The sequence below is a fragment of the Pseudooceanicola aquaeponti genome (genome assembly GCF_050897975.1).
Classification (GTDB): Bacteria; Pseudomonadota; Alphaproteobacteria; order Rhodobacterales; family Rhodobacteraceae; genus Pseudooceanicola.
The window spans coordinates 465,473-480,199 of sequence record NZ_JBPAXY010000005.1; the positions used below are offsets into that span (position 1 = coordinate 465,473).

Sequence of the window (14,727 nt, forward strand, 5' to 3'; positions counted from 1 at the left end):
CGAAGCGGTCTTGGACAGGCGCCGGGCTCTGCATCAGATCCAGTCGCCCTTCACCGTCTGGCGGTAGATCCGCGCCAGCCAGCTGTTGCCGCGCGACTTGGCCTCAAGCCCGCGCTTGGTCAGCAGGGCGTAGGCGTCTTCGTACCAGTCGGTCGAACGGAAGTTGTAGCCCAGAATCGCCCCGGCGGTCTGCGCCTCGTCGGTCAGACCCAGCGACAGATAGGCCTCGACCAGGCGATACAGCGCCTCGGGCGTATGCGAGGTGGTCTCGAATTCCTCGACCACGACGCGGAAGCGGTTGATGGCGGCGCCGAAATGGTCGCGCTTCAGGTAGTAGCGGCCCACCTCCATCTCCTTGGCGGCCAGGTGGTCGAAGGCCAGTTCGAACTTCAGGATCGCCGACTTGGCATATTCGCTGTCGGGGTAACGTTCGATGACCTGACGCAGCGCCTGCAGCGCCTGGAAGGTCAGGCCCTGGTCGCGGCCCACTTCGTCGATCTGGTCGTAATAGCTGAGCGCGAGAAGATACTGCGCATAGGGCGCATCCTCGGATCGCGGGTAGAAGTCGACGTAGCGCTGCGCGGCGGCGCGGCTTTCGTCGTAGTTGCGGGCGGAATGCTGGGCGAAGGCCTGCATGATCAGCGAACGCTGCGCCCATTCGGAATAGGGATAGAGGCGTTCGATCTCCGAGAAATACTCGGCGGCATCCTCATAGGCGCCTTCCTCGACCTCGTATTCGCCACGCTCGAAGATCTGCTCGGCCGTGTAGGTTTCCATCGGCACGCGCTGGTCCGCGACACCGGAACCCCCACCACAGGATGCCAGAGCACCCAAGAGCAGAACGCCTCCTGCCAGCTTTGTTCGGAAACCGCTGCCGTTCATGCCTGCAAACCCCTTCAGCGTCATCTTCGTCGGGCCCCCCGGACGGGCGGCCGCAGATCGGTCCTAGCACAGAAAATTCCGGTGCAAAACGCCTTTACGCCCCCGAGGCGGGCAAAGCCGCGCGGCGCGTCCGAAATGCGCGACGCCGCCCCGGGACGGAGCGGCGGCAGACCGCCAGAGGGGCGGCAAATTCGGGGGTTCGGGGACGCTGACGCAGCCGCGCGGTCAGGCGACGGCAGGAATTTCCGCCGGGGTGACACCCGCGCCCGGCAGGCGTGCGGCATCTTCCGCCGTGCAAGAGCGCAGGCGGTAGTTGGCCTGATCGGCGAAAAGGGCGCGCAGCAGCGTGTTGGTCAGGGCGTGACCGGCGCGGATGCCCTCATAGCGGCCCAGAATCGGCGCGCCCGCCAGGGCCAGGTCGCCGAAGGCGTCCAGCATCTTGTGGCGCACCGGCTCGTCCGCGTGGCGCAGGCCCGAGGGCGACAGCACCGCGTCGCCGTCGACCACCACCGCATTGTCCAGGGTGCCGCCCAGGGCCAGGCCATTGGCCTGCATCATCTCGACGTCGGACTGGCGGCAGAAGGTGCGGCTGTCGGACAGCTCGCGCACGAAGGCGCCGTTCTTGACCACCAGCTGGCGGTCCTGCACGCCGATGGCGGCGTCGGGAAAGTCGATATGGAAGGCGATCTCGAGCTGGGCGGCGGGCAGCAGCCGGGCGATGGCCGGGCCGTTCTGCACCTCGACCGGGCGCAGCACCTCGATGGCACGCAGCGGCGCCGCCTGGGTGGCCAGCCCGCGCCACAGGATCCCGCGTACGAAGGGCGCGGCGGAACCGTCGAGGATCGGCACTTCGGGGCCGTCGATTTCAACCAGGGCGTTGGAGATGCCGCAGCCCGCGATGGCCGCCATGACGTGTTCCACGGTCGAGACGCTGGCGCCCGAGGCATTGACCAGACGGGTGCACAGCGCGGTGCGCTCGACCGCGTTCCAGCGGGCGGGGATCATCCCCTCTTCCTCGGTCAGGTCCGAGCGCCGGAACCAGATGCCGTAGCCAGCCTTGGCCGGGCGGATGGTCAGCGTCGCGGGGGCACCGGAATGCAGGCCCTGACCGCTGAAACTGACCGGCGCTTTGATCGTCTGTTGCACGTTGCTCACCCCAGGTGTCCGATACGACCTGTCCCGGCCGTTAACTGCTCATTAGGTACGGGCTGTGGAAAAAAGGCTCAACTCACTCTTTGCAACGGATTGAAACATGCGCTGTAACATTTCGCCGAGCCAGGACGGCGCCAGAACAAACAACTGATAAAAAAGCAGAAAAGCCGCCCAAGGGCGGCTTCTCCGTAGTGATAGTGACCTTGCGGCAGTGCAGCGAAATCCGCCCTGCCGATCCGCGATCAGTTGGCCTGACGGCGCAGGAAGGCCGGAATTTCGATCCGTTCCTGATCCGGGTCCGCCTCGGGCTGGACAGCGCGACGGGGGGCCGGGGCGGCCTTCGGCTCGACCCGCTGTTGCGGCGCCTGCATGGCGGGCTGGCTGCGCTGTTGCGGCGCGGCACCATGGGCGCTTTCGCCGTGGCCGGTCATCCGGTTGATCAGCGAGTTGATGCGCGACCGCGAGCGTTCCGGGCCTGCCTCGGCGCCGAACTCGGCGCGCTGCGGCATCTCGCGCGGGGCCTGCTGCTGCGGCACGGCGCGGGGCGCGGGCGGCTGCTGCGGCTGTTGCGGGGCACGGGCGGCCTCGCCACGCGGCACCTTGGACACGGCAGCCTGAAGGCGGGCCATGGTCTCGGGCGAGGGCTGACCGGCGCGGCGCGGCGTGGGGGCCACGTATTGCTCACGCTGGCTGTGCTCGTCCACCGCATGGGCCATCGGCGCGGCTTCGGCACGGCGCGGCTGGTAGGCGGGCGGCGGCAGGTCGTCCTGCGGCTGCGGCGCATAGCTGGTGCGCTGTTCCGGGCGGGCCTCATAGGCTTCGGGTTGCGGCTCATAGCCCATGTGGCTGTCGTCCACGACCTCGTCCATCATGTCGCCCTGCGGCGCATCCAGATCGTCGAACAGGGTCGGCGCGGTCTCGTAACGCTCGTCCATCTGGGCGTGCTGACGCGCGGCGGGCTGCATCTGCGGGGCCGGTGCGGGTTCGGGCTGCGGCGCGGGGGCCGGCTCTTCCATCTGCACCTGGGGCTTCAGCGGCTCGGCCATGCGGCGACGGGGCACCGGGATGTCCTGGTGCACGTCCGAGGCGTCGATGCCGGTCGCGACGACGGAGACGCGCATCGCGCCTTCCATCGACTCGTCCAGGGTCGAGCCGACGATGATGTTGGCGTCCTGGTCCACTTCCTCGCGGATGCGGTTGGCCGCCTCGTCCAGTTCGAACAGGGTCAGGTCGTGGCCGCCGGTGATGTTGATCAGCACGCCACGGGCGCCTTTCAGGCTGATCTCGTCCAGCAGCGGGTTGGCAATCGCCTTCTCGGCGGCTTGCAGCGCGCGGGTCTCGCCCTCGGCCTCGCCCGTCCCCATCATCGCCTTGCCCATCTCGTCCATCACGGCGCGGACGTCGGCAAAGTCGAGGTTGATCAGGCCCGGACGGACCATCAGGTCGGTCACGCCCTTGACGCCCTGGTAGAGCACGTCATCGGCCATCGAGAAGGCCTCGGTGAAGGTCGTCTTCTCGTTCGCCAGGCGGAACAGGTTCTGGTTCGGAATGATGATCAGCGTGTCCACGACCTTCTGGAGCTGCTCGACGCCCTCCTCGGCCTGGCGCATCCGCTTCACGCCTTCGAACTGGAAGGGCTTGGTGACCACGCCCACGGTCAGCACGCCCAGCTCGCGGGCGGCCTGAGCGATGATCGGGGCAGCGCCGGTCCCGGTGCCGCCGCCCATCCCGGCGGTGATGAAGCACATATGTGCCCCCGCCAGGTAATCGACGATCTGCTCGATGCTCTCTTCCGCCGCGGCGGCACCCACGGTGGGCTTGGCGCCAGCACCAAGGCCTTCCGTGACCTTCACGCCCAGCTGGACGCGGGATTGAGCATGGCTTTGCTGAAGGGCCTGGGCGTCGGTGTTCGCGACGACAAAGTCGACACCTTCCAGCTCCTTCTCGATCATGTTGTTGACGGCATTACCGCCGGCCCCGCCCACACCGAACACGGTGATACGCGGCTTCAACTCTTCTCCCATGCCGGGAACGCTGAGGTTCAGTGTCATAGAATTTTCCGCCTGCTTGGCCCCTTTGCGGGGTTTTTTCTGCCTATCACGTAAAACATTAACGCTTTCCCGGGGCGTCGTCACCCCAAAATCAGCGAAAAACACCAAATCTGCCCCGCGAACCGCAAGCGTTCGCGGCATTTCGCCGAAAGCACTTTATATTGCGGTTACCAGTTCTCGCGGAACCAGCGAACGGCGCGCTTCAGCGACCGGGCCGGGTAGCGATCCAGCGGCAGGTCGAAGTCCCACCATTCGTCCTGCGGATGCGCCGCGAACAGGCACATGCCGACCGCCGAGGCAAAGCCCGGACCGGTCGCCGCCTGCGGCAGGCCATGCACGCGCAGCGGGCGGCCCAAGCGCACCTGCTGGCCCAGGATCTTCGAGGCCAACCCGTCCAGGCCGGGGATCTGGCTGGCGCCGCCGGTCAGAACGATCTGCTGGTTGGGCAGGCTGTCGAAGCCCGCCGCGTCCAGACAGTGGCGCACCTCTTCGAGGATCTCCTCGACCCGGGGGCGCATGATCCCGATCAGCTCGGCCCGGGTGCAGGTGCGGCGGTCGTGTTCGTAATCGCCGGTCTCGCCGCCGATCTCGATCCGCTCACGATCATCCATGCCGGTGGCGTGGACGCCGCCGTAGAAGGTCTTCAGCCGCTCGGCATTGGCCGTGGGGATTTGCAGCGCCATGGAAATGTCGCCGGTCACATGCTCGCCGCCCATGCGCACCGCATCGGCATAAATCATGTGTTTCTTCATGAAGATCGACAGCGAGGTGGTGCCGCCGCCCATGTCGATACAGGCCGCGCCCAGCTCCTGCTCGTCCTCGACCAGCGAGGAGATGCCGGTGACATAGGCCGACGACGCGATGCCCGCCAGTTCCAGGTCGCAGCGCTTGACGCAATGGGCCAGGTTCTGCACCGCCGCCGCATCGACGGTCAGCATATGCATGTCGGTCGCCAGGGTGTTGCCGGTCTGGCCACGCGGGTCCGACAGGCCAGAGCGGAAATCCAGGGCGAAGTTCACCGGCTGGGCGTGCAGCACCTCGCGGCCCTCGCCGTAGTCGGGCAGATCGCAGGCGGCCAGAACGCGGCTGACGTCCTGTTCGGTGACCTGATCGCCCTCGACCTCGACCTCACCGGCCAGGCCATAGCTGCGCGGACCGGCGCCCGAGAAACAGGCGATGACGTGGTCCACGCGCACCTTGGCCATCTTCTGCGCCGCTTGCAGGGCGGTGCGGATGGCGCGTTCGGTTTCCGGCATGGCGTCGATCTCGCCGAAGCGCACCCCGCGCGAACGGGTGGTGGCGGCGCCGATCACCCGGAACCCCGCCTGCCCCGCCAGGCTGCCCACGCCGTCCATCGGCAGGGCACCGCGACCCGCGCCGTCGAAGCGCAGGATCAGGCAGGCGATCTTCGAGGTGCCCACGTCAAGGACCGCCACGACACCGCGCTGCATCGCCGCCTTGCGCATGTTCCGCATGGCCCGCTGGGATTGATAGAGCTCCGTCATCATCTGTCGCCTGTCGCCTCTTCCTGTCGGTCTTGCTTGCCGAATTGATCTTGTGTCGTCGCCGTCAATTGCCTGCGTTCGCGCTCATCACCAGGCTTTGGATGCGGCGCCAGTCGGTCACCGCCCCCTCGCTCAGCCGCAGGGTGGGTCGGCTGGCCAGCCGCATGTCCACCGCCACCAGGTCGCGCGCCAAAAGTTCCTGCGCCTCGTCCAGTGCCAGCACCCGTTCCAGGGCCTGCACCGGTTTCTTCTCGGGCAGCAGGATGCGCTGATCGCGATCCAGCACCACATCCCAGCGACGCCCGCCGATCCGTTCGAGGCCGCGAATGCGCCCCCGGATCGGTTCGGCCGCGGCCAGGATCGCCAGCGCCTCGGGGATCGCGGCGGGCTGGCCCGCACCGGCCAGCAGCGGCAGGTCCGGCCGGGTCAGGCGCTGATGCACCGCGCCGGTCACCACGCCATCGCTGTCCACCAGATCGAACCCGTCGGGCCCGCGCCAGATCGCCACCGGCAAACGTTCGGTCACCTGCACCCGCAGCTCGCCGCCATCGCGCAGCTGAAGCGCGACCTCGGCCACCGAGGGCAGGCTTTCGATCGAGGCCTTCAGCCCGGCCAGGTCGATGTCGAAGGACGAGCGCGGCAGGTCCAGTTCGGCAACTTCGCGGATGTCTTCCTCGGTCACCGGCGAGGCGCCGGTCACTTCCATCACCTGGACCATGAACTGCGGCATGGTCTCGAACTGGTGCTTCCAGCCGTAAAGGGTTGAAACGACCGCATCGCGGCGCCCCTCGTCGGCCAGGTAAAGATGCATGGCGCCAAAGCACAGCGCGGCGGGCAGCACGATGCGCAGCGCCAGCCGGTAGCCCGGGGTCAGCAGGAAACGCTGCATCCGGTAGGCCCAGCGAGAGGGCGCGGGATCAGAGCGCGCGGCCCTGCGGGCCCGACGCGGCGCGGCGGGCGCGCGCAGGTCCGAGGTGGGGCGCGGGTGGCGGCTCAGCGTTCGCATGAGGCGTCCTCCACCAGCCAGCGGCACAGCGCGCCAAAGGACAGACCCGCGGCGGCGGCATGTTCCGGCGACAGCGAGGTGGGCGTCATGCCGGGCTGGGTGTTGGTCTCCAGCAGCACCAGCCCCTCCAGGCCCCTGGCATCATCCCAGCGGAAATCGGTGCGCGACAGCCCGCGACAGCCCAGCACCTGATGGGCGCGCAGGGCATGGGCACGGCAGGCCTCGGCGATCTCGGGCGGAATCTGGGCCGGGCAGACATGGCGCGATCCGCCGGGGGCGTATTTCGCCTCGTAGTCGTACCAGCCGTCGGTCAGGATCTCGGTCACCCCCAGGGCCGCCTCGCCCAGCACCGACACGGTCAGCTCGCGCCCGGGGGCGTAGGCCTCGACCATCAGCAGATCGGGCATGTCCTCGGCCACGGCGGGGGGCGCATTGGCCCCTTCGGGGACGATGTAGACGCCCACGGAAGAGCCCTCGTTATAGGGTTTGACCACATAGGGCGGTGCCATCACATGGGCGGCACGGATCGCGGCCTTGTCGGCCAGCAGGCTGTCGACCACCGGCAGACCGGCGGCGCGATAGACATCCTTGGTCTTTTCCTTGTCCATCGCCAGGGCCGAGGCCAGCACGCCGGAATGGGTGTAGGGGATGCGCAGCCATTCCAGCACCCCCTGGACGCAGCCATCCTCGCCCCAGCGACCATGCAGGGCGTTGAAAACCACATCGGGGGCGATCTCGGTCAGGCGCGCGGCAAGGTCGGGCCCCGCATCCACGCAGACCACCTCAAACCCTTCATCCCGCAAAGCGGCGGCGCATTCACGCCCCGACGACAGCGACACCTCGCGTTCCGCAGAGGAGCCACCCATCAGGAGTGCCACTTTCGGGTTTGCCCTGCTCGACGAACCCATTTGCCTCAGTATCCCGGACCTTTGCGGCCCTTTATCGTTCCGTCCGGCGCCCAATTGCGCCGGGGGCCTCCTTCACCCTGCGGGTATTGTCGGCCTGTCGCTGCTCACGCCTTAAGGCGCTGTTATCAATCGTTCTCTGCGGTGGTAGCGGCGCTGCCCAGGCCATCCTCGACCGGGGTCTGACCCGGCGCGACATCGCCTATCCGCATGATTTCCCAGTGTAGCTCTATTCCCCGGTTTTGAAAAACCCTTTTTCGCACCTCCTCGCCCAGGGATTCCAGGTCGCGCGCCGTGGCCGTGCCGGTGTTGATCAGGAAGTTCGAATGTTTCTCGCTCATCTGCGCCCCGCCAAGGCTGTGGCCACGCAAACCCGCCTCGTCGATCAGCTTCCAGGCTTTCAGGTCCTGCACGTCATCGGCGCGCCCGGTCGAGGAAAAGCCCCCCGGATTGCGGAAGGTCGAACCGGCCGAGCGGTCCTTCACCGGCTGGGTCGCGTCGCGCATCGCCAACTGCTCGGCCATCCGCGCGGCCAGGGCCTGCGCGTCGCCTGCGGGGGGCGCGAAGGTGGCCTCGGTCACCACCCAGTCAGCGGGCAGATCCGCATGGCGATAGGCCAGCCCCAGCTCATCCGCCGTCATCTCCCGCGCCTCGCCCGCCCGCGTCACCACCCGGACGCTGCGCAGCACATCGGCCACATAGGCGCCATAGCAGCCCGCGTTCATCCGCACCGCGCCACCGATCGACCCGGGGATGGTGCGCAGAAAGGTCAGATCCAGCCCCGCATCCGCCGCCTTGCGGGCGATGTTGCTGTCCGGCGCCGCCGCGCCCGCGATGACCTGCCCCTCGGCGATCCGGTGCCCGTTGAAGCCGCGCCCCAGCCGGATCACCACCCCGCGAAGACCGCCATCGCGCACGATCAGGTTCGACCCCACCCCCATGGGAAAGACCGGCACATCCGGGTCCAGCGCCGCCAGGAAGGCACAAAGGTCCGCCTCGTCCGCGGGCTGAAACAGCCAGTCGGCGGGGCCACCGACGCGCAGCCAGGTTAGGCGCGACAGGTCCTTGTCGCGGGTCAGGGTGCCCCTGATCTCGATCTCGTCCGGTCGGGCCATGGGGCGCATCCCCCTCTTCTCATTGCCTGCAAATATCCCGGGGGAGTCGCCCACAGGGCGGCGGGGGCAGCGCCCCCTGCCCGGTTCGGCCCAGATAGCAGCGCCCGCCCAGCCGGACAAGCGGCGCCCCGAGCCCTCAGCCGCGCAACTCGGCGATCAGCCAGCCCAGAAGTGCCCCGGCCCCGCCGAGGATCAGCAGCGCCCAGCCCAGCATGTGGATGAGATCCGGCAGAATGGGCGCATTCATCCCAGGCACCTGCGCCCGGGCGGGCAACAGCATCAGGGGCACCACGGTAAACAGCCCGATGGCCGGCAGGGAAAAGGCCAACCCCAGCTCATCCTCCAGGGCCCAGCGGAAAGAGGCGACCGCCACGATCAACCCGATGATCAGGGGCAGCCCCAGGATCAGCAGCAGATCCACCATGCCCCGGCTAGTCCAGGCGCGAGCGCACCCAGCGGGTCAGGTAGATGACCGGCCAGCGCAGCACCGACATGCCGCCCAGAAGGACGACCAGCCCGGCCCAGGGGCCATGCTGCATGGTGACGAAACCCAGGATCGGGATCCCCAGGGCAATCAGCAGATAGGCCCGGCTCCAATGGTCATCCCGCGAGGGGACCATGGCCAGGACATTGGCCGCGACACCCCAAAGGGCGGCGAGAAGAATCGATTCGCTCATCGGCTGCCTCCTTGCGCTTTTCGCGGGGGTTTCATCGGGTGGGACCAGCCAGGGGTTCCTGGCGCCTTTGCCCAGTGGATCCAGTCCACCACGGCCCGGAAACACTTTTTTCGCGGCCTGTTGCTCTTTGGCCATAGCTTACCCGCAAAGCCCTGCATCGACAAGAAAGTTTTCCTGTCGCGCGGCAGCGGAAACGCTGTTGCAGAAAGCGAAGGTCGCCGCCCCGTTCCCCGGGCAGCGGGAAGGCGCTCATGCCGAAGGCGCCAGAGGCCGCCCTGCCCCTGCCGGGGCCGGGCCGCGGGTCGATCAGGCGGTCAGGCGGTCGGCCAGGCGGTTGGCCCAGGCCGAGATCGTGCCCGCACCAAGGCAGACCACCATGTCACCCGGCTGGGCCTGTTCGCGCACCAGCCGTTCCAGATCCTCTTCCGAGGTGATGGCCCGGGCGTGGCGGTGTCCGTGGCGGATCATCCCCGCCACCAGGTCATCGCGCGAGGCGCCGGGAATGGGATCCTCGCCCGCCGCATAGACCTCGGCGATGGCGACCACGTCGGCTTCGTTGAAGCAGGCGCAGAAATCCTCGAACAGGGAGTGCAGGCGGGAATAGCGGTGCGGCTGGTGCACGGCGATCACCCGGCCCTCGGTCGCCTGGCGGGCGGCCTTCAGCACGGCGGCGATCTCGACCGGGTGGTGGCCGTAATCGTCGATGATGACCACGCCGTTGGCCTCGCCCACCTTGGTGAAGCGGCGGTTCACCCCGCCAAAGGCGGCCAGGGCGCTGCGGATCTCGTCCAGCTTCATCCCCAGATGCCGCGCCACCGCCACGGCGGCCAGCGCGTTCGAGACGTTGTGATCGCCGGGCATCGGCAGGGTGCAGCCCTCGATCACCAGCCCCTCGGCCTGAAGCGCCACATCGAAATGCGCCACCCCCTGCTTGTAGCTGAGGTTCACCGCCCGCACGTCCGCCTGAGCGTTGAAGCCATAGGTGGCGACGCGGCGGTCGGTGATCTTGCCCACCAGGGCCTGCACCTCGGCATGATCAGTGCAGCAGACGGCGATACCGTAGAAGGGGATGTTCGACACGAAATCCAGGAAGCCCTGGCGCAGGCTGTCGAAATCGCCCCAGTGGTCCATATGCTCGGGGTCGATATTGGTGACGATGGCGATCGTCGCGGGCAGGCGGTTGAAGGTGCCGTCGCTTTCGTCCGCCTCGACCACCATCCATTCGCCCAAGCCCACGCGCGCGTTGGACCCATAGGCATGGATGATCCCGCCGTTGATCACGGTCGGGTCGAAATGGCCCGCGTCCAGCAGGGTGGCCACCATGGTGGTGGTGGTCGTCTTGCCATGGGTGCCTGCCACGGCGATGTTGGATTTCAGCCGCATCAACTCGGCCAGCATCTCGGCGCGGCGCACCACCGGCAGGCCGCGCAGGCGCGCCTCGTCCAGCTCGGGGTTGCCCGGCTTGATGGCGGAAGAGATCACCACCACCTGCGCCCCATCCAGGTTCTCGGCCCGCTGCCCTTCGAAGACATGGGCGCCCAGCCCCTCCAGCCTTTCGGTGATGGGCGAGCGTTTCAGGTCAGAGCCCTGCACCGTGTAGCCGTGGTTCAGCAGCACTTCGGCGATGCCCGACATGCCGATGCCGCCGATGCCCACGAAATGGATGGGGCCCACGTCTCCGGGCAGTTTGGTGGCGGCATTCATCGGTTCAGTCCTCTTTCGTCGTCTTCGTCATGGCGCGCATGGCCAGCTCTTCGACCATGTCGGCCAGGGTCTCGGCGGCTTCGGGCTTGCCCAGGGACAGGGCGGCCCGGGCCATCTGCTCTGCCCCCTGGGGATGGTCAAGGACAAGCTGGATGTTCTCGGCCAGGCTGTCCGGCGTGAACTTGCTTTCGGGCATGACGATGGCGGCGCCCGCCTCGGCCAGGCCACGGGCATTGGCGGTCTGCTCGTCGCGGATGGCGATGGCCAGCGGCACCAGGATCGACGGGCGGCCGATCACCGACAGATCGGCGATGGTCGAGGCGCCCGCGCGGGTGATCACCAGCTGCGCCTCGGACATGCGGCGGGGCACGTCGTGGAAGAAGGGCTCGACCTCGGCGTCGACACCGTGATCGGCGTAGAACTGCGCCACGCGCTCCATATCCTCGGGCCGCGCCTGTTGGGCGACGCGGATATTGGCGCGGGCCGCCTCCGGCAGGGCGGCGATGGCGGCGGGCACCACGTCGGAAAGGATGCGCGCGCCCTGGCTGCCGCCCATCACGAGAACCGACATCGGGTAATCGCCCGGCGCGATATAGCCCGCGCCCGCGCGGTCGCGGATCGCGGCGCGCACCGGGTTGCCCACATGCCAGCCCTCGACGCCCTCGGGCAGTTCGGTCGGCCAGGTGCCGCAGGCGATGGCATCGACCCGGGTCGCGAAGACCTGGTTCACCCGGCCCAGTACGCCGTTCTGTTCATGGATCATGCGCGGCTTCTTCAGCAGGAAGGCCGCGGCCATGGCCGGGATCGCCGGATAGCCGCCAAAGCCCACCACCGCCGCCGGGCGGTCGCGCCACATGCGGAAGGTGGCGCCCAGGACACCGGCGGCGATGCGCAGGGGCACCACGGCCTTGGCCAGCAGACCGCCGCGCGCAAAGGTGGCCGAGGAGAGCTGTTCCACCTCGACCTCTTTCGGGAAACCGCCCGCATAGCGCGCGCCGCGCGCATCCGTGGACAGTTTCACCCGCCAGCCACGGGCCAGCATCTCCTCGGCCAGGGATTGGGCGGGGAACATATGGCCACCGGTGCCGCCGGCAGCGATGACAAGTAGGGGGGCGTCCAGGTTCATCTTGTTCTTAACGTCCTCGGCCCACCAGAAGATCGACGATCTGGTTCTGGGGGCGGGTTCGGGTAAAGGCCAGCAACATCCCCACGGCGATCCCCCCCGCGATCAGCGAAGAGCCCCCGTAGGAGACGAAGGGCAGCGTCATGCCCTTGGCGGGCAGCAGGCGCACGGCGACGCCCATGTTGATCATCGCCTGCACGCCAAAGACGGCGGCCAGCCCGGTGCCCGCCAGGCGGGTGAAGGGGTCGCGTTCCTTCATCAGCCGGGTAAAGCTGCGCAGCACCACGGTGGCGTAAAGGGCGATGATGATCATCACCAGGACCAGGCCGTATTCCTCGGCCGCCACGGCGATGATGAAATCCGTATGGGCATCGGGAAGCGACATCTTCACCCGCCCCTCGCCGACACCGACGCCGAAGAAGCCGCCCTCGCGGATGGCATTGGCGGCAAAGCCCAGCTGGGTGGTCGGATCGACCTCTTGCGCCAGGAAACCGTCGATGCGGCGCGCAAAGTGGTCCGAGCTTTCATAGGCCACCGTGCCGCCCAGCACCACCAGACCGGCGATACCGACCAGCAGCAGCATCGGGGCACCGGCGACGAAATACATCACCCCCCAGCCGAACAGGATCAGGCTGGCCTGGCCGAAGTCGGGTTGCAGGATCAGCATCATGACGATGACGCACATGATCACGAAGGAATAGGCGCGGCCCGGAGGCCCGTTGATCTCTTGCGCGGCGGACATCATCCAGGCGGCCACCACGACGAAGACGGGTTTGAGGAACTCCGAGGGCTGCACCGAGGCGAAGCCCAGAGAGTACCAGCGTGTCGCCCCCTTGCCGAAGTCGGTGCCGAAGATCGGCAGCGCGGCCAGGGCGACAAAGGCCAGGGCAAAGCCGATGGTGGCCAGCCGCCGCACCGTCGCGGGCGTCATCATCGAGGTGATCACCATCGCCGTCAGCGCCAGCGCGCCGAAGAAGGCCTGCCGCTGCACGTAGTAGAAGGGGGCCTCGCCATTGCGTTCCGCCAGCGGCGGAGAGGCCGCGAAGCCCAGCAAAAGCCCGACCCCGAAAAGACCCAGGATGCAGGCCAGGGTCAGCTTGTCCACCGTGCGCCACCACTTGGGAACCACCGGTTCGCCATCCCGCACGGGGATGGCGCCATATACCATCTCAGTCATGACGTCCGCTCGATGCCCGGGTTTCCCGGTGCGCTGTTGCCTCATCGGGTCCCTTGCCGGGACCTCTGGCGCAAAGTGTAGCCCTTTTGCCGCGCTGAGGCCAGCGCGAAAGCTGTCACGGAATTGTCATGGGCGCGCCTCCGCCCCTTGCAAATCAGGCCCGGGCGGGGTGGTCCGGCGCGGGCGGGCTTGCGCCCGGGACGCTTCTGCCGCAGGAGGGCGGAATGAACTTCGACACGATCATTCTGGGTGCCGGGGCCGCCGGGCTGATGTGCGCCGCCCATGCGGGCGGGCGCGTCCTCTTGGTGGATCACGCCAAACGCCCGGGCGAGAAGATCCGCATCTCGGGCGGCGGGCGCTGCAACTTCACCAATACCGACGCGGGCCCGGTGAATTTCCTGAGCGCCAACCCGCATTTCGCCAAATCCGCCCTGGCCCGCTACACGCCCTGGGATTTCGTCGGCCTGGTCAGCGAACACGGCATCGCCTGGCACGAGAAAACCCTGGGCCAGCTTTTCTGCGACGACAGCGCGAAACAGATCGTGGCCATGCTGACGGGCCTCTGCGAGGCCGCGGGCGTGCGCCTGGCGCTTGAGACCTCGGTCGAGGGGGTCCGCCACGGCCCCGAAGGCTTCTCGGTGGCGCTGCGCGAGGGGGGCCGGCCGCTGATGGCGCGCGCCCGCAACCTGGTGGTGGCGACGGGGGGCAAGTCGATCCCCAAGATGGGCGCCACCGGCCTGGCCTATGACATCGCCCGCCAGTTCGGCTTGGAGGTGACGGAAACCCGCCCCGGCCTGGTGCCGCTGACCTTCCCCGAGGGCCGCTTTGCCGCGCTGTCGGGCCTGTCGCTGCCCGCGCGCGTCACCAGCGGCCATGCCTTCGACGAGGCGCTGCTGTTCACCCACCGGGGGCTTTCGGGGCCCGCGGTGCTTCAGGCCAGTTCCTACTGGCGCGAGGGCGAGGCGATCACGGTGAACCTGCTACCCGGCGCCGATCCTTTCGAGGCCCTACGCGCGGCGCGGCCCCAGGTCGGGCGGCGCAGCCTGATCCGCAGCCTGGATGCCCTGCTGCCCGCGCGGCTGGCCGATCACCTGGGCGCGGCCTGGGGCCTGTCGGGCAACCTGGCCGATCAGTCCGACCGGGCCCTGCGCGATCTGGCCGACCGGCTGACCGGCTGGACCCTGACGCCTTCGGGCAGCGAGGGCTACCGCACCGCCGAGGTCACCCTGGGCGGGGTCAACACCGCGGGGCTGGATAGCAAGACCCTGGCCGCCAAGTCCCTGCCCCAGCTGTATTTCATCGGCGAATGCGTCGATGTGACGGGCTGGCTGGGCGGCTATAACTTCCAATGGGCCTGGTCCAGCGCCATGGCCGCCGCCGAGGCCCTGCGCGCCGGGTAAGAGGATGGCGGGGTGACCCCCGCCCTACGG

13 protein-coding genes are annotated in these 14,727 nt (G+C 68.1%); 1 reads left to right on the forward strand and 12 read right to left on the reverse strand.

Features of this window, described 5'->3' with window-relative positions; translation table 11 throughout:
• Nucleotides 1-33 precede the first annotated feature (33 nt).
• From ACRARE_RS14690 to ftsW, 12 genes are all read right to left on the reverse strand, one after another.
• The gene (locus ACRARE_RS14690) at nt 34-882 is read right to left on the reverse strand and encodes an outer membrane protein assembly factor BamD (RefSeq protein ID WP_432657198.1); all 849 of its coding nucleotides are present in this window, start codon (nt 880-882) and stop codon (nt 34-36) included.
• Nucleotides 883-1,107: 225 nt separating this feature from the next.
• Nucleotides 1,108-2,028 carry a UDP-3-O-acyl-N-acetylglucosamine deacetylase gene (lpxC, locus tag ACRARE_RS14695; RefSeq protein WP_432657251.1) on the reverse strand — a complete coding sequence of 307 codons (921 nt, stop codon included), beginning with the start codon at nt 2,026-2,028 and terminating at the stop codon, nt 1,108-1,110.
• A gap of 248 nt (nt 2,029-2,276) precedes the next feature.
• Nucleotides 2,277-4,085, reverse strand: coding sequence for a cell division protein FtsZ (ftsZ, locus tag ACRARE_RS14700; protein ID WP_432657199.1), 1,809 nt, complete (start codon nt 4,083-4,085; stop codon nt 2,277-2,279).
• Nucleotides 4,086-4,252: 167 nt separating this feature from the next.
• A complete protein-coding gene (gene ftsA, locus ACRARE_RS14705) occupies nt 4,253-5,590 on the reverse strand; it encodes a cell division protein FtsA (RefSeq protein WP_432657200.1) in 1,338 nt (445 codons plus the stop codon).
• A gap of 64 nt (nt 5,591-5,654) precedes the next feature.
• Complete coding sequence (locus tag ACRARE_RS14710; RefSeq protein WP_432657201.1) at nt 5,655-6,596, reverse strand: cell division protein FtsQ/DivIB; 942 nt, start codon at nt 6,594-6,596, stop codon at nt 5,655-5,657.
• Nucleotides 6,584-7,504, reverse strand: a complete 921-nt coding sequence (locus tag ACRARE_RS14715) for a D-alanine--D-alanine ligase (protein WP_432657202.1) — start codon at nt 7,502-7,504, stop codon at nt 6,584-6,586. The genes ACRARE_RS14710 and ACRARE_RS14715 overlap by 13 nt, the downstream gene beginning before the upstream one ends.
• Nucleotides 7,505-7,629: 125 nt before the next feature.
• Entirely contained in the window at nt 7,630-8,616 is a 987-nt protein-coding gene (gene murB / locus ACRARE_RS14720; RefSeq protein WP_432657203.1) for a UDP-N-acetylmuramate dehydrogenase, read from the reverse strand.
• A 136-nt stretch (nt 8,617-8,752) separates the two neighbouring features.
• Nucleotides 8,753-9,040, reverse strand: a complete 288-nt coding sequence (locus ACRARE_RS14725) for a hypothetical protein (RefSeq protein WP_432657204.1) — start codon at nt 9,038-9,040, stop codon at nt 8,753-8,755.
• Nucleotides 9,041-9,047: 7 nt separating this feature from the next.
• On the reverse strand, nt 9,048-9,293 hold the full coding sequence (locus ACRARE_RS14730) for a DUF2484 family protein (protein WP_432657205.1): 246 nt from the start codon (nt 9,291-9,293) through the stop codon (nt 9,048-9,050).
• Between the two features lie 306 nt (nt 9,294-9,599).
• Entirely contained in the window at nt 9,600-10,997 is a 1,398-nt protein-coding gene (murC, locus tag ACRARE_RS14735) for a UDP-N-acetylmuramate--L-alanine ligase (protein WP_432657206.1), read from the reverse strand.
• Nucleotides 10,998-11,001: 4 nt separating this feature from the next.
• Nucleotides 11,002-12,123: an undecaprenyldiphospho-muramoylpentapeptide beta-N-acetylglucosaminyltransferase gene (gene murG, locus ACRARE_RS14740; RefSeq protein ID WP_432657207.1), complete on the reverse strand. Its 1,122-nt coding sequence runs from the start codon at nt 12,121-12,123 to the stop codon at nt 11,002-11,004.
• Between the two features lie 7 nt (nt 12,124-12,130).
• On the reverse strand, nt 12,131-13,297 hold the full coding sequence (ftsW, locus tag ACRARE_RS14745; protein WP_432657208.1) for a putative lipid II flippase FtsW: 1,167 nt from the start codon (nt 13,295-13,297) through the stop codon (nt 12,131-12,133).
• A 224-nt stretch (nt 13,298-13,521) separates the two neighbouring features.
• Here ftsW and ACRARE_RS14750 point away from each other — a divergent pair, with 224 nt between their 5' ends.
• On the forward strand, nt 13,522-14,697 hold the full coding sequence (locus ACRARE_RS14750) for a BaiN/RdsA family NAD(P)/FAD-dependent oxidoreductase (protein WP_432657209.1): 1,176 nt from the start codon (nt 13,522-13,524) through the stop codon (nt 14,695-14,697).
• Nucleotides 14,698-14,727 lie beyond the last annotated feature (30 nt).

What these genes read in the sequence shown, in the direction of transcription:
- ACRARE_RS14750 (WP_432657209.1), top strand. Translation starts at nt 13,522, where the DNA reads ATGAACTTCGACACGATCATTCTGGGTGCCGGGGCCGCCGGGCTGATG.
- murC (WP_432657206.1), bottom strand. Translation starts at nt 10,997, where the DNA reads ATGAATGCCGCCACCAAACTGCCCGGAGACGTGGGCCCCATCCATTTC.
- ftsA (WP_432657200.1), bottom strand. Translation starts at nt 5,590, where the DNA reads ATGACGGAGCTCTATCAATCCCAGCGGGCCATGCGGAACATGCGCAAG.
- ftsW (WP_432657208.1), bottom strand. Translation starts at nt 13,297, where the DNA reads ATGACTGAGATGGTATATGGCGCCATCCCCGTGCGGGATGGCGAACCG.
- ACRARE_RS14730 (WP_432657205.1), bottom strand. Translation starts at nt 9,293, where the DNA reads ATGAGCGAATCGATTCTTCTCGCCGCCCTTTGGGGTGTCGCGGCCAAT.
- murB (WP_432657203.1), bottom strand. Translation starts at nt 8,616, where the DNA reads ATGGCCCGACCGGACGAGATCGAGATCAGGGGCACCCTGACCCGCGAC.
- ACRARE_RS14710 (WP_432657201.1), bottom strand. Translation starts at nt 6,596, where the DNA reads ATGCGAACGCTGAGCCGCCACCCGCGCCCCACCTCGGACCTGCGCGCG.
- ACRARE_RS14715 (WP_432657202.1), bottom strand. Translation starts at nt 7,504, where the DNA reads ATGGGTTCGTCGAGCAGGGCAAACCCGAAAGTGGCACTCCTGATGGGT.
- ACRARE_RS14725 (WP_432657204.1), bottom strand. Translation starts at nt 9,040, where the DNA reads ATGGTGGATCTGCTGCTGATCCTGGGGCTGCCCCTGATCATCGGGTTG.
- ftsZ (WP_432657199.1), bottom strand. Translation starts at nt 4,085, where the DNA reads ATGACACTGAACCTCAGCGTTCCCGGCATGGGAGAAGAGTTGAAGCCG.
- ACRARE_RS14690 (WP_432657198.1), bottom strand. Translation starts at nt 882, where the DNA reads ATGAACGGCAGCGGTTTCCGAACAAAGCTGGCAGGAGGCGTTCTGCTC.
- murG (WP_432657207.1), bottom strand. Translation starts at nt 12,123, where the DNA reads ATGAACCTGGACGCCCCCCTACTTGTCATCGCTGCCGGCGGCACCGGT.